The organism is Oribacterium sp. HCP3S3_B9 (assembly GCF_052064255.1).
Lineage (GTDB): Bacteria > Bacillota > Clostridia > Lachnospirales > Lachnospiraceae > Oribacterium.
In genome coordinates, this window is the sequence record NZ_JBQHVY010000003.1 from 46725 (window position 1) to 61792 (window position 15068).

Here is a 15068-nt window from a genome sequence, read left to right on the forward strand (position 1 = left end):
GGAAACAGAGGAAAATTCTGACATTTGCCGTACTATTTTAACATTTTGTTCACATTTGTTATTCACTTTTATCAAAGTACACAAAACAAGAAACCATAATCTGTGCGATACTCACAACAGATTATGGCTTCTCTCACCATTATGACGTTTTTATGAACAATCAGCCCAGCTGATTTCGATACTCAGATGGGCTCATGCCGGTGATCCGGCGGAACACCTTCGTGAAATAATTACTGTCCGCATAGCCGACCCGCTGGCCGACTTCCTTTACGTTGCAGGAAAGCTCAGCGAGTGCCTTCTTCGCGAGCTCTACCCTGTACTCTGTCAGATAGGTCACGAAATTCTTTCCGAAGTTCTGCTTGAAGAGCTTACAGAAGTACGCCTCGCTGTAGCCGAAGGCACTTGCGATATCGAGCACGGAAACGTCCTCCATATAATGCGCCTCCACGTAGCGGCGCATGCGGGATACGATCCGGTCCTCACCACTCTCTTCCTGCGCGTGGTCTGCTTCGCCCTCCCCCGGCGTTTCCACTCCGGAGGATCCACCTGCCGCTGCTTCCGTCTCCACCTGTGGCAGCGGCTGAAGCTGACCCGCCTTCACCTGATCGACATAGTGCATCGCCGAATCAATCGAGAGAAACAGCTCCGTCTCATCATACGGCTTCAGAAGATAATCGAGCGCATGCACGGAAATCGCCTTCCGCGCATAGTCAAACTCGTTAAAGGCGGTCAGAAAGAGGATGGCACAGTTCCGGTCCTTCTGCCGGATCTGCTCCGCTGCCTCCAGTCCCGTGATACCGGGCATCTCGATGTCCAGCAGCAGGATATCCGCCCCCTTTTCCTCATACAGCTTCAGTACCTCGCGTCCGTTCTCCGCCTCATAAAATACCGCCGATTCCTCACCGAACTTCTGGCGCAGCTTTTTCAACAGTACCTTCCGCTCGATGGCCTCATCATCTGCCACCAGGATTCTGTACATACCAAGCTCCTTTCCTCCATATAAACTGAAACCTGACGGGATCTGCTCCCGTTCGTCTTAAGAATTTCGTAAGGGGGTCTGACCCCATAAAATTTTTCTAAACAAAATCTAAAGCCGAAGTTTATGGGGTCAGACCCCCTCCAGCGCCGGACGCGGTTCCGCTCCCTCCCGTTCCTGTGGGATCGTCAGTGTGATGCGTGTACCGACGCCTTCCTTTGCGTCAATGCGGAGATCGCCACCCTCCGGATAGAGTGTACGAATCCGGCGATAGATATTGCCGAGACCGATGCCGATCCGCGCCGTCTTATTTTCCTCCGGGTTATGCATGCGGGCGTTCAGCGCAGACAGCCGCTCTTCCGCGATGCCCAGTCCGTCGTCCTCGATCAGGAGGGTGACGATCTCGCTCGTCGGATCCTCGGTCACGGTAACCGAGACTGTACCGCCCTGCTCCTTCTTCGACAGACCGTGTACGATGGCATTTTCCACCAGCGGCTGCATCGTAAAGGACGGAATACGAATATGGCTGACGTCTTCCGGCGTGTTCACCTGATACTGTATGCGACTTCCGAAACGCATCTTCTGAAGATACATATAGTTTTCAGCGATGCGGAGTTCCATGTCGATCGGCACGATCTGCTCGCGTGTGTTCAGATTATACCGGAAGAGCTGTGCAAGCGACTGCGTCATCTTCTCGGTCGTCGGGGCATCCTCGAGATCCGCCATGGAGCCGATCATATTCAGTGTATTAAAGAGAAAATGCGGGTTGATCTGACTCTTCAGCAGCTCGAGCCGATTGGCATTGAGCCGTTTCTCCATCTCGCTGTTCTCGAGCTTCTCCTGCTGCAGCAGCTCTGTCATCCGATGGTTTTCCTGAATCGTCTGGATATTCTCCTCCATCGCATGCTTCATATCGTTAAAGATCGACACGAGCTCACCGAGATCGTCCCGGTTTTCTACATGGATATCCTCTCCAGAGAAATCGGAACGAGCGATGCGCTGCGCCTCCTGGCTGAGCTCCCGAACCGGCTTCGCGATGGATTCCTTCATCACGTTTCCCATCTCCACGACGATGACGAGCATAATCAGGGTGAAGTTGATAAAAATAAACGGCAGCACCCGGAAGAGCGGGAGCTTCTCGGTATACGCACTCGAGCCAGCCTCTACGGTCAGCTGCAGCAGCCGGCGGGAATACTGCTCGAGGTAATCCTCCCGCTGATTGTATTCATTGAGACGTTTCAGGAAATCGGTCCGGTTCGTACTTTCAGACAGCATCTCATCACGGAGCGCCGCAAACTGCTGATACGCATTCCGGATATTCCAGGTACGGGCATAACGTTCCGCTCCGATGATTTCATAATCAAACGGAAGCGCTTCGATCGAGCGTTCCGTACGGTGAATCGCCTTCTCGAGCATATCCCGTGCCGTTTCGGTACCGGCAGAAACATAGCCGTCGAAGGCAAGGCCCTCCTCTTCCATCGCTTTCATAAAGGACTGGCAGGCGCGGTTTTCATCGAGGAGCTGACCGTAGTCTCGGAGAGAATAGTTCATCGTGAACATGGCGAAGCCGGCCGAGACCAGTATGATGAATACGATCACAGCCGCAAAGCTCTGCACCTTCCGGTCGATGGACATACGCCACCACTGACGTTTAAACATGCCACTCCTTTCGGATCTCTCCTTCACAGCGCTGCACCTCGCGAAGCAGGTCCTGGGCGGACCACAGGACGGCACCACTTCCCCAGGTGATGACCTGCACTACCTTATCTGAGGTCGCCACGGTGACGTTATACTGCTTCGAGAGCTCGTGGGTCTCCTCCTCGATGTACTCGTCGGCCGTCATCGCTTCCCGCGTGAAGACCACGTAGATATTATGGTACTTCGTCTGCTCTACGACATGCCCTGCCACACGATAGGCATCGAACACGACGATCAGCTCGACGCCGGTGTAGCCGGCATAGTTCGACAGGATATCGAGGAGCTTTCCACGCGCAGCATCGAGATTCACCGCGGCCAGTGCCTTCAGCTCCTCCCAGGCAAATACGATGTTATAGCCATCCACGAGCAGATAATTCTTTTTCTTCACCAGCGGTTTCTTCGTCCGGCGGTTCTCTGCGAGATTTTCTTCCTTTTCCCGTGCACGAATGGTGCGGGCACTCGCGATATTCATGTCCTTCGCCCGGTTTTTGATCGGTCCGTAGGTACGCACGAAGATATCCTCGAGCTCCTGATCCGCGATGTAATGACCGCCGCTCTTGTAGCCCTCGTCCTTCTTGCCCTCATGCATACGCTCGAGGCGCAGGGCATCCGCTTCGAAGTCGCGCTTCTCCACCGGGCCCTCCAGCTCGAGCGGCGACTCGACATGCATGTAGCTCTCCACCTCGTCAAACGGCACGATGAAGCCGGTACCATGCGCACAGAAAACGGAGGAGCATGGATTCAGGATATCCTGATCCGGGTCATAGCCCCGGGCAAGGATTACCTCCTCCGGATTATGACAGCGGTCGTAACCGCTGAAGCGCAGAGAGAGACTACCCAGACCCTTCGTGTAGGCCATCAGCTCCTGATGGTAGTTCCGCATCCGAACGACCGGTGCGGTACCCTCGAGCACTGCCCGCTCCCCCTTCATCTCCGGAGAGCCGAAGTGTGCATTCATATTCGAGAGATCCGTCATCGCACGGCCGATATAGTCGGTCGGAATGTCGAGCGTGAAGGCATAGTACGGCTCCAGCAGGATGTTCTCCGCCTTCCGGAGTCCCTGGCGCACCGCACGGTAGGTCGCCTCACGGAAATCGCCGCCCTCGGTATGCTTGTTGCTGGCCCGTCCGGCCACGAGTGTGAAACGAAGATCGGTGACCGGGCTGCCGGTGAGTACACCGATATGCTCCCGCTCCTTGAGATGGGTCAGTACGAGACGCTGCCAGTTGATGGCCAGCGCATCGGTGGAGCAGTCGGTTCGGAACTGAAGACCGCTGCCACGCGGGAGCGGCTCCAGCAGAAGATGCACCTCGGCATAGTGTCGAAGCGGCTCGAAATGGCCCACACCCTCGACCGGTCCTGCAATCGTTTCCTGGTACAGGATGCGACCGGCCGAAAATCCGATCTCGATACCATAGCGTTCCTTCACCATACGCTTCAGGATCTCGGTCTGGACCTCACCCATGAGATGAATGTGAATCTCCTTCTGCGCACTGTCCCAGCGGATATGGAGCTCCGGGAATTCGTCGGCGAGCGACTGCAGCTTCCGATAGAGCTCCAGCGCATCCACATCTTCGGATACGAGCTGATAGTCCAGCACCGGGCGCAGACTCGGGTCACGTCCTGCCGGCTCACAGCCAAGGCTGTCGCCGGTCTTCAGTCCCGGAAGATCCGGGATCGCCACGACAGATCCGGCTTCCGCCGTATCCGCAGTGGTATACTTCACACCGCTGTAGAACCGAAGCTCCGGCACCTTCTCGCCCGGCAGAAGCTCGGTACGCACCTTCAGCTCGCCACCGGTAATCTTCATATAGGAAAGGCGATGGCCCTGCGCATCCCGTCCGATCTTAAACACGCGGGCCCCGAAGCTCGTCGGATAGAGCGGAATTTCGATCAGCTGGTACATCCCCTGGAGCAGTGCCTCCACGCCATCGCCCTTCAGGGCCGAACCGAAAAATACCGGAAAGAGCTTCCGGTCGAGGATCATGTTCCGTACATCCTTCGGCTCGAGGTCACCGGTTTCGAGGAAGCGCTCCATGCAGTGCTCGTCACACATGGCGATATTTTCCTTCAGCGCGTCGGACATCGCATAGCGACCGGCCTCGCTGAAATCAACGAGGCTCATACCGAAGTGCTTTTCCAGATCCGCCATCAGGGCCGGCTTCTCCGTCCCCGGCTGATCCATCTTGTTTACGAACACGAAACACGGAACATGGTAGCGTTCCAGCAGACGCCATAGGGTCTCGGTGTGTCCCTGTACACCATCGGCACCATTGATCACGAGGATCGCATAATCCATCACGGACAGAGTCTTCTCCATCTCGGCGGAAAAATCCACATGTCCCGGCGTATCGAGGAGGGTCACCGCGATATCCTGAAGCTGAAAGCTCGCCATCTTCGAAAAGATGGTGATACCGCGTTCCTTCTCCATCTGGTCTGTATCGAGGTAGGCATCACCTTTATCGACACGCCCCAGCTTCTGGATGCGTCCGGAGCTGTAGAGGATCTGCTCCGAGAGGGTCGTCTTTCCTGCATCTACATGCGCAAGGATGCCCAGCACCAGGCGTTTCGTATACTTATCTGCCATCTCGTTTTTTCCTGCTCTTCCTGTGCTGCCAGATTTACTTCGGCAGCTTCAGTTCATCCTTATACTGTGTTGTGAAGATCCTGCGCAGCTCATCCACGACCTGTCCCAGGCTTTTGCCGCGCTCGTCGATGCGGATATCCGCATACTTTTCATAGAGGCGGGTGCGTTCATCATACAGGTCCTTCAGTGTGTATCCCTCCGGAATCGCGACGCCACGGTCGACGATGTTCCCGATGCGGCGTACCATCTCATCGTAACTGATGTCGAGGTAGACGACCTTACCGATGGAACGGAGGTGCTGCATCGCCCAATCCTCGTAACAGATGGAGCCGCCCGGTGCGATGACCGCGTTCTCCACATCGAGACCTGCCGCGATATCGCCTTCGACCTGCAGGAAACCCTGCTGTCCTTTTTCAGCGATGATCTCCTTCAGAAGCTTCCCCGTCTTCTCCTGGATGACGATATCGACATCCACGAAGTTCATTCCCAGTCGCTTCGCCAGCAGTACCCCGACGGTAGACTTGCCGCTGGATGGCATTCCGATCATCGTAATATTCATAGTGTCTCCTCTCCGTTCTGTTTTAACGTCTGAAGGGCGGACTTCAGCCTCCGCTCGTCGGAGCCAGAAGTCTGCCCTCCGGTGCATTCGTCACGACTGCCGCTTCAGACTGCACGAATGTCTGTTTACAGCTGTTCGGCGAAAAGGGTGAGCTGTGGCACAAGCTGCTTCTTACGGGAAACCACACCTGGAAGCTCGACGGACCAGGCATCGAGCACCTTCCCGTCTTCGCTTCGTGCAGGTCTCCGCACAGATTCTACGGCGAAGGCATTGTTCACGAGCGGACCTGCGCCGGCTCCGATGGCCAGGAGGTCGGTACTGCGCTCGAGGATGTTGGTCAGCATGATGAAGCTCATGTCGATCCCCTCGATCTTCATCGCCTCAAGGGCGAAATCCTCCAGCTCGTCCTTCATGCTTTCGAGCTCTTCCTTATTCAGGGAGGTCACCTGGCTGACACCGAAGTCGACCTTGCCGGCCTTGAAGTGCTTGAAGTCCTGGTAGAAGATTTCCTTGATGGTTTTTCCCTTCAGGTTCGAGCCGGCGGAGAACATATCGAAGGCGTACTTCTCGATATCGACACCGACGATCTCCGCGAGCTCACGTGCGGTCTTCTCGTCCTTCGGCGTGCAGGTCGGCGAGCGGAAGAGCAGGGTGTCGGAGATGATCGCAGACATCAGAAGACCGGCCGTCGTTCGATCGATCTCTACGCCGCTCTCACGGTACATCATCGTGATGATCGTTGAGCAGCAGCCGAGCGGCTGGTTTCGGAAGTATACTGGGGACATGGTCTGCACGGCACCGATCTTATGGTGATCGATGATCTCGAGGATGTCGGCAGATTCGATGCCCTCGACCGCCTGTCCGGCTTCGTTATGATCCACGAGGATGACCTGCTTGCCATGATTTCCGAGGAGATTTCGGCGGGAAATCATGCCGAGGTAGGTACCGTCCTTACTGAGGACCGGGAAATCACGGTGACGTTTGTTTGCCATGATGTCATGGATATCATCCACGAAATCGTCCTCGGTGAAGGTGATAATATCATCCTCCGTCATGAAGTAGTTGATCGGCATCGACTGGTTGATGAGTCGCGCTGCGGTATAGGCGTCGTAGCTGGTGACCATGATGATCATGCCGTTCTGCTCGGCCAGTGCCTTGATGGTCGGAGAAACATCGGCCCCCTCACAGATGATGATGCAGTCGGCACCGTTATCCATCGCAGAGAGCTGATTCTCCGCACGGTTTCCGAGGAGGACGATGTCGTGCTTCTCGATATAGTAGGACATCATCTCCGGGTTTGCGGCTGCGATCAGCACCTTACCCTCGGTGCAGAAGCGCTTGACATCACCGGTAACGACGGTCGCTTCCAGTGTTTCCTGAATATTTGAAAACTGCGTATGTGCCTTCGAGATGATCTGCGAGTCATAGACATTGAAATAGGACTTCGCGATATCGCCGATGGTGATGACGCCTTCAAGGGCGTTCCGTTTCGTGACGACCGGAAGGGTGACGACATTGCCCTCATTCATGATGGTCCATGCCTTCTTGAGGGACATGTTTTTATTTACACCCGGGGTCTTACGGTACTCGATATCGGAGACCTGGGTCTTTACGGTGGTGATCAGCCGCGGTTCCGGAACCTCGAAGTAATCGAGGACGAAGGCGGTCTCACGGGATGGCTCGCCGGCGCGGCAAGGGATGTACTTACTGCTGCCAGTGATTTTATTTTTCAGGTTTGCGTATGCGATCGCAGCGCAGATGGAGTCGGTATCCGGGTTACGATGGCCCGTGACCAGCACCTCACGCTCCGTGTTGTGTGGGATCAGTGTTTTATTTTTCGGCATGTATTCTCCTCACAGATAAAGCTAAGTTTCCTTGTTATACGTTACCACAAATGCGACGGCAACTCAATGCAGGTACTCGAAAAGGGACATGGCCGGTGAGCGGTTACTTTACTGCTCAAACAGGGGACCCGGAGGGGCGGCTAAAGATGACGGTTCCAGCGGCAGTCAAAATATTTCGAAAAGTGAAAAGCATTTACCGTTTGTTCATAATTTATTCATATTTCGATACTATATTAACAATGTACAGAAAATTAGATAAAGAAAATCCTCTGTACGATATGAATGTTGGTATTTTTCTCCAATTGATAGATTTTTCATAATTGCCCCGGTGGAGCTTCGGCTTCACCGGGGTCTCCTCATTTCAGGGAGAACCTTCCGACTGAAAGCTCATCGGTCAGCACCACGCATAAAATCCTGCAGTTCTGTGAATATATAAGAAATCCCTGCAGGGCATCGCCTGCAGGGATTTCTCTACATCATATGATGATTTATTCTGTTTACTTCGCGTAGTCTACGGCGCGGGATTCGCGGATCACGTTGACCTTGATGACGCCAGGATACTGCATCTGATCCTGGATCTGCTTCGCGATATCGTGTGCCATGATGGTCATATCATCGTCGGATACCTGATCCGGGACAACCATGATACGTACTTCTCGTCCGGCCTGAACAGCGAAGGACTTCTCTACGCCCTTGTAGGAGTTCGTGATATCCTCGAGCTCCTTCAGACGATTCGTGTAGGTCTCGAGAGACTTACGACGTGCGCCCGGACGGGCTGCGGAGATCGCGTCGGCTGCGGCGACGAGGCAGGCAATCAGAGATGTCGGCTCGGTACCGCCATGATGGGATGCCACGGTGTTGATGACCACCTCCGGCTCATGGTACTTCTTGCAGAGATCGACGCCGAGCTGGACATGCGTTCCCTCCATATCATGATCGATAGCCTTACCGATATCATGCAGCAGACCGGCTCTCTTCGCCATACGAACGTCGAGTCCGAGCTCCTCGGCGAGGAGTCCGGAAATCTGGGCGACCTCAACGGAGTGACGCAGTGCATTCTGACCATAGGAGGTACGGAACTTCATACGGCCGAGAAGCTTCACCAGCTCTGGATTCAGGCCGTGTACACCGACCTCGAGGACAGCGGCATCACCCTCCTCACGGATGGTTTCGTCGACTTCCTTCTGTGCCTTCTCTACGACCTCTTCGATTCTCGCCGGATGGATACGTCCATCGACGATGAGCTTCTCGAGGGCGATTCTTGCGACCTCACGACGCACCGGATCAAATCCGGAAAGAACAACCGCCTCCGGCGTATCGTCGACGATCAGCTCTACGCCGGTCAGCTGCTCCAGTGTACGGATATTACGTCCCTCACGGCCGATGATGCGGCCCTTCATATCATCATTCGGAAGCTGCACGACGGAAACGGTCGACTCGGTCACCTGATCAGCTGCACAACGCTGAATCGCATCCACGATATAGTTGCGGGCACTCTTTTCGGCCTCTTCCTTCGCCTGATTATCATACTCGCGAATCATCTTCGCATAATCGTGCTTTGTGTCCTCTTCGAGGGACTTCAGAAGCTCTGACTTCGCCTGATCTCTCGTGAGACCGGACACACGCTCGAGCTCCGTCACCTTCTGATTATGCAGCTCGTCGATCTCGGCTTCCTTCTGCTGCATCCGATCCTGCTGTTTCCGGAGTTCCTGTTCCTTCTGATCCAGGGCCACAGCCTTTTTCTCAGAGGCTTCCTCTCTCTTCAGCATACGATGCTCGAGATCGGATACCTCCTTACGACGGTCCTTGATCTCCTTTTCAAGATCGTTTTTCGCCTTTAACGCCTCTTCCTTCGTCTCGAGAAGAGCTTCACGCTTCTTATTCTCAGCTGTTCTGATCGCATCATCGATGATCTCTCTGGATTTCTTCTCAGCGGAGCCGACTGTCTTTTCGAAGTCACTCTTTGCCTTGTTTGTTCCAGCGAAGAACATGATGAGGCCCACCACAACGGCCACTGCCACAACGATAACGATGGTCACTTTGTGTTCCTCCTTCACTATTATGTTGTTAATGTACAAACAGATATGTGAACGAGTCAAAACGGCAGACTGTCCGTCCCGGCCCAGACCAATTCTATTTATAATACAGCTTATATTTGAAATTATTTTCAAATTACATTAACTCAACCATTTAATTTTATATAAATATAACAATCATGTCAACAAAAAGGGGAAGAACAAAAAACTGCCCGCAGCAGGCTGCGAACAGTTTTTCATACATAGCGTTTCCTATGCGATGGACGCTTCAACGCCGTCCAAGGTCTTATAAAGCAGTGTATACAGTGCATGGATCTCATCCTTCTGAAGCTGCATACATGCGTTGATTTCCTGTGGAATATCGAGTGCGTCTTCCCGAAGCGCTTCGCCCTTCTCGGTGATGGAGACATCCAGCGCACGCTCGTCGCTGTGAGAGCGGGCCCGTCGGATGAGTCCCTTCGTTTCAAGTCGCTTCAGCAGCGGGGTCAATGTACCGGAATCCAGGTACAGATTCTCTCCGAGCGTCTTTACGTTCACACTTTTCTTCTCCCATAACACCATCATCACGATGTACTGCGTATAGGTCAGATCCAGTTTATCAAGGAACGGCTTATAGTGCCGTACGACCTCCTTCGCACATGCATAGAGCGGGAAGCAAAGCTGGTTTTCCAGTTTTAAGCAATCGTATTTATCTGCCATGATACCCTCCGGCTTTTTTTCGTCACGAATCGGTATCTTAGCATATGCGGCCCGGGCATGCAATTATATTTTGCACGACAGATCTGCTCCGCAGTAACGAGTCACCGTTCAGGCAGTGGGGCCCGAACGGGCGGCAACGAAGGCGCAGTACTACGAGACCGGTGAAATCTAAGCCGGGGACCCCTACTTTCTGAACGGTGACCGTAACGAAAAGAGGAGATGCACGAGAAAGGCACCGAGGACGACGCAGCCGAGGTACAGAAGGATCCCGACCGGGCGTCCGATGACGGCATCGATCGAACGAAATACCGGCTGAGAGCTGAGATGATATGGCGTAATGTAGAACATATCACAGTCGCCATAGCGATGCAGTGCGATGTTGATGAGCTCTGCGAGGACGACGGCGATGCCGAAGATCGGGAGGGTACGCCGGAATCCCCGACAGGATCTGTCCGAAAGTCCAGTGGCATGAATATAGAGCGCCGTCAGCAGCATCACGATATGCCAGATGAAGCCATGAGCCGTCAACAGCGGATGTCCCGGATGCAGGAGGCCTTCATGTACGATCAGTGCCAGTGCACCGCCGAGAAAGCCGTAGTCCTGCAGAAAGGTCAGGAGGGCCCGTTTGATGATGAAGGCACGCCGCCCTGTACGCTTCCGCAGCATACCATAAAGGAGGGCGAGGTACATCGGGAGGGAACAGAGCTGAAACGGGAAGTACCAGACATTATACTGTCCGCCCTCCACGAGAAGCCACAGCGTCAGCTGCTTCCAGAGTTCCATCGCGATCAGCACGATGCCGGCGACGACGACCGGCTTTCCATACCTCTGATCCCGCGCCAGCGCCTCTCGCATCCCGGATTCACTGTTTTCAGATTCCATTACGGATGTTGCTTTTTCGGATTCTGTTGTATCTCCCCTGTTCTTCATCTTCTCATGCAGCCTCTCACGTACGTATGCGTCCGCGCATCGATACCGATGCTTCATCCCCATCTTTTACGCTTCCTGTGATCATCTGTCAAGGCTGCAGGGGGAAGAAGCTACAGGCTTTCTTCAGCATCGAGCGCCAGTGCCCGCGTCACGAGCTCATAGCTGAAGCCCTTCCGGAGCAGTGCGGCATAGAGCTTCCGCTTCTCCTCTACGCCGAGTGCCTCCGTATCCTTACACTTCTTACGAATCGCCCGCTGCACGGCTGCAAGCTCCGCGTCGCCGGCGCGCTGGTCGTCTGCGCGGAAGGCATCCATCGCCGCGCGGATTTCCGCCTGTCCGACGCCCCGCTGGTAGAGCTTCTGCTCGATCTCCCGGAGCGACTTCTGTCCGGCATAGGTTTTAATCAGCTGCTCGGCGAAACGACGGTCATCGATGTACCCATAGCGCTTCAGCATCTTTATCGCTTCATCGATGATGTCCTCTGTGTATTTTCCGGATTTCCGAAGCTTCTCCCGGAGACGGGACTCGCTCTTCTCTGCGTGCTCGATGAGATAGAGGCAGCGCTCCTTGCAGCGATTCACGAGCTTCTCCCGCTCACTCAGCTGATCCGGATCCAGCACATATCGCTCACCGCCACCATGCTCTCTCTGAAAATCTTCCAGACTTTTCAATTCATCTTCCTTTCACATACAGCTGACCGAAGACATGAAAACGTTCCGTGGTCCGATCATGCGTGAAAACCGATTGCTCTTTTCTATCATATACAGAAAAAGCCAGCCGGATCATCCAAAAGGATCATCCGGCTGATGATTATCATGCTTACATCCGCACTTCTCTCACCCACTGATACGTACCCGGGTTATAGAGTATCTGCGTTCTTTATACTTCATCCTGCTCTTCCGTGTCTGTATCCGGCATCTGCTGCGCAGCCGCAGCTGCCGCCTCAGCAAACTCGTCCTTCGGCAGGCCGTACTTCTCGCGTACGAGGCCTTCGATCTCCGCCATGACCGCCGGATTCTGACGGAGGTACTCCTTCGCATTCTCACGGCCCTGTCCGATCTTTTCGCCATTATAGGCGAACCATGCTCCAGACTTCTCGACGATGTTCTCATTGACCGCAAGATCCAGGACGTCACCGGCCTTCGAGATACCCTCGCCGAACATAACATCGAACTCTGCCTGCTTAAACGGCGGGGCGATCTTGTTCTTTACCACCTTTACACGTACACGGTTACCGGCGGCATCCCCGTTCTGTTTCAGGGTCTCCACCCGACGGATATCCAGTCGTACGGAGGCGTAGAACTTCAGTGCCCGTCCACCGGTCGTCGTCTCCGGGCTTCCAAACATCACGCCGACCTTCTCACGCAGCTGGTTGATGAAGATCAGGATACAGTTCGACTTCGCGATGACCGCCGTCAGCTTACGAAGCGCCTGCGACATGAGTCGAGCCTGCAGACCGACGTGGCTGTCGCCCATCTCACCATCGATCTCCGCCTTCGGAACGAGGGCTGCGACCGAGTCGATGACCAGGATATCGATCGCGCCGGAGCGCACCATCGTCTCGGCGATCTCCAGTGCCTGCTCACCGGAATCCGGCTGGGAAATATAGAGATTATCGATATCAACGCCGATGTTCTGCGCGTACTTCGGATCCAGTGCATGCTCTGCATCGACGAAGCCGGCGATCCCGCCACGCTTCTGTACTTCGGCCACGGCATGGAGCGCGAGCGTCGTCTTACCAGAGGACTCCGGTCCATAGATTTCGATGATTCTTCCCTTCGGGTAGCCGCCGGCACCGAGCGCGATATCCAGGGAAAGGGATCCGGTCGGTACGGTTTCGATATTTAGATTTGCGGCGGACTCACCGAGCTTCATGATCGAGCCCTTACCAAAATTCTTTTCGATCTGTGTGAGTGCCACATCCAGGGCCTTCAGCTTCTGCTCATGATCCTGATTATAGTCAACCGGTGCCTTACTGGTCTTCGCTGCCATGTCTATCCTCCATAAAAACGTATGTTCTTTTAATTCATCATTTTAAGCTTAAATTCCATCTCTGTCAAGGAGTTACTATTTCCTTTGCACGAAGTATAGCATAGTGTTTATTCTTTGAATATAGTCGTTATACCGACCATAGTCTGTCTGCGGACCATAGTTCTAGTCTGCGGACAGACTAGAAAAAACGATGCACAAAACCCGCACAGGAGACGCTTTTTCAAGCTTTCCGACATCCCGTATCCTAGCACACGGGGCGCGCATAATTTTGCACATCGTTCATTAAAAAATTTATTACAGTCAGGACTGGAACCCGGTGTCTCTTCCGAAGGTACATCGGAAACCACCATACCACGATGAAAGCGAAGGGCTCACAGAATTCCCTGCAGTGCGTTCTGGTAGTTCAGCACCGCCGCAGAGGCGTTGATGGCGGACATGTCCGCCTGCATCTTCGATGCGATATACTGCACCGATGCGGCCTTATAATCCGTGAGGCTCATCATACCGGCCGCCAGCATACGCTCCGCCGAGTCCTTCTGACGGTCCGCGATCCGGAAGCCGAGCTGCGCCGACTCCGCAGTCGTCCCCGCCTGCACGGCCGTGTTATAGAGCTCCGTCATCGTGATATTGAGGTTCTGCTCCGCCGACCTCCGCTGGATATCCGTCGCGGTATAGCCGGTGATGTTCTTATCGACCGTCCCCATCGCACTGCCATAGGCTACATTATGCAGCCGTGCCTCGGCGATGTCCGCCTCGATGTTCCGACCGGCCATGAAGCCCGCGTCATACGCCGGAAGCTTTCCGATCGTCACCTTCGCGGTATCCGCCGCATTCCATCCGAGCGTCAGCGCGATGGCGTCCTTCACGGAACGCAGCTTCTCCTCGGTGTCGGAGAGGCTCAGCTTCGCGCCATCGAGATTCACCTTCGCCTGCTGTACCTCGAGTGCCGTCGCCGAACCGAGAGCCTGCTGCCGCACAGCACGCTCATACATCCCTTCGTACATCCCGACCTGGTCCGTGTACATCTCCCGAAGCTCCACGAGACTCTGGTAGCCCACGAAAGCACCGTTCATGCCGGATATCAGGGCCACCTTCGTCGGGTGCAGTCCCTGCTTCAGCTTCGTCACAAGGGTCGAAATACCACTTTCTGTCTGGTTCTGGTTTCCGGCCAGACCCGTGCCGCCGGCAGTACCGATCATGCCTTCCAGCACCTGCACCTGCATCAGCAGCGCCTGCTTCTCCTCCGCGCTCGTACTATCTGCCGCCCGATCCCGGAGATCCGAGATGGTATCTCTCAGATCACGGATCGTACTCGACAGCGCATTCGTCATCTGCACCATGCCGTCGGCTCGTCCATCGATCATCGCCGTCTGCGTGCGCCCGATGATGCTCCGGTACTCCACGAGATCCGGGATCTCGCTGTACTCGATGACATCATCCATGAGCGCTGCCCAGGTGGCGTCATCCATCCCGTCCGGACGCCCTGAGGCATCCTGCCCCGTCAGCGTGTGGCTCTCACCGTACAGCGGATGGCTGACGGTCGTGGTCGCGGCCAATGCAGGCGATCCTAAGCCGTAGGCACCGAGCGTCAGGATCAGAAGCGCGGTCATATATTTTTTCTTCTTCATCGTCACTCTCCTGTTTATACGATCATCGTCGTGGCAGGCACGCTTACGACCTGTGCAGCCATACAACTCCGGCGTACCCTGTACGCCCTCGTCACGCTGATCGATCAGATGCATGCTTA

11 protein-coding genes are annotated in these 15068 nt (G+C 54.8%); all 11 read right to left on the bottom strand.

Annotated features, from left to right (window positions below; genetic code table 11):
* Positions 1 to 160 precede the first annotated feature (160 nt).
* The 11 genes from ACTNC3_RS02990 to ACTNC3_RS03040 all read right to left on the bottom strand — a co-directional run bounded on the left by ACTNC3_RS02990 (position 161) and on the right by ACTNC3_RS03040 (position 15063).
* The gene (locus ACTNC3_RS02990) at positions 161 to 979 is read right to left on the bottom strand and encodes a response regulator transcription factor (RefSeq protein WP_410042692.1); all 819 of its coding nucleotides are present in this window, start codon (positions 977 to 979) and stop codon (positions 161 to 163) included.
* A 129-nt stretch (positions 980 to 1108) separates the two neighbouring features.
* The gene (locus ACTNC3_RS02995) at positions 1109 to 2635 is read right to left on the bottom strand and encodes a sensor histidine kinase (RefSeq protein ID WP_441226403.1); all 1527 of its coding nucleotides are present in this window, start codon (positions 2633 to 2635) and stop codon (positions 1109 to 1111) included.
* Complete coding sequence (locus tag ACTNC3_RS03000; protein ID WP_441226404.1) at positions 2628 to 5261, bottom strand: NYN domain-containing protein; 2634 nt, start codon at positions 5259 to 5261, stop codon at positions 2628 to 2630. The genes ACTNC3_RS02995 and ACTNC3_RS03000 overlap by 8 nt, the downstream gene beginning before the upstream one ends.
* A gap of 34 nt (positions 5262 to 5295) precedes the next feature.
* Positions 5296 to 5820 (bottom strand): shikimate kinase, encoded by a 525-nt coding sequence (locus ACTNC3_RS03005; RefSeq protein WP_410042695.1) that lies wholly within the window; start codon positions 5818 to 5820, stop codon positions 5296 to 5298.
* 125 nt (positions 5821 to 5945) lie between these two features.
* Positions 5946 to 7664: a putative manganese-dependent inorganic diphosphatase gene (locus ACTNC3_RS03010; protein WP_441226405.1), complete on the bottom strand. Its 1719-nt coding sequence runs from the start codon at positions 7662 to 7664 to the stop codon at positions 5946 to 5948.
* A 497-nt stretch (positions 7665 to 8161) separates the two neighbouring features.
* Positions 8162 to 9655, bottom strand: coding sequence for a ribonuclease Y (rny, locus tag ACTNC3_RS03015; RefSeq protein ID WP_441226486.1), 1494 nt, complete (start codon positions 9653 to 9655; stop codon positions 8162 to 8164).
* Between the two features lie 297 nt (positions 9656 to 9952).
* The gene (locus tag ACTNC3_RS03020; protein ID WP_441226406.1) at positions 9953 to 10399 is read right to left on the bottom strand and encodes a MarR family winged helix-turn-helix transcriptional regulator; all 447 of its coding nucleotides are present in this window, start codon (positions 10397 to 10399) and stop codon (positions 9953 to 9955) included.
* Between the two features lie 183 nt (positions 10400 to 10582).
* On the bottom strand, positions 10583 to 11281 hold the full coding sequence (locus ACTNC3_RS03025) for a TMEM164 family acyltransferase (RefSeq protein ID WP_441226407.1): 699 nt from the start codon (positions 11279 to 11281) through the stop codon (positions 10583 to 10585).
* Positions 11282 to 11439: 158 nt separating this feature from the next.
* Entirely contained in the window at positions 11440 to 12000 is a 561-nt protein-coding gene (locus tag ACTNC3_RS03030; protein WP_441226408.1) for a regulatory protein RecX, read from the bottom strand.
* A 208-nt stretch (positions 12001 to 12208) separates the two neighbouring features.
* Complete coding sequence (gene recA, locus ACTNC3_RS03035) at positions 12209 to 13321, bottom strand: recombinase RecA (RefSeq protein WP_410042700.1); 1113 nt, start codon at positions 13319 to 13321, stop codon at positions 12209 to 12211.
* Between the two features lie 371 nt (positions 13322 to 13692).
* On the bottom strand, positions 13693 to 15063 hold the full coding sequence (locus ACTNC3_RS03040; protein ID WP_441226409.1) for a TolC family protein: 1371 nt from the start codon (positions 15061 to 15063) through the stop codon (positions 13693 to 13695).
* Positions 15064 to 15068: the final 5 nt, after the last annotated feature.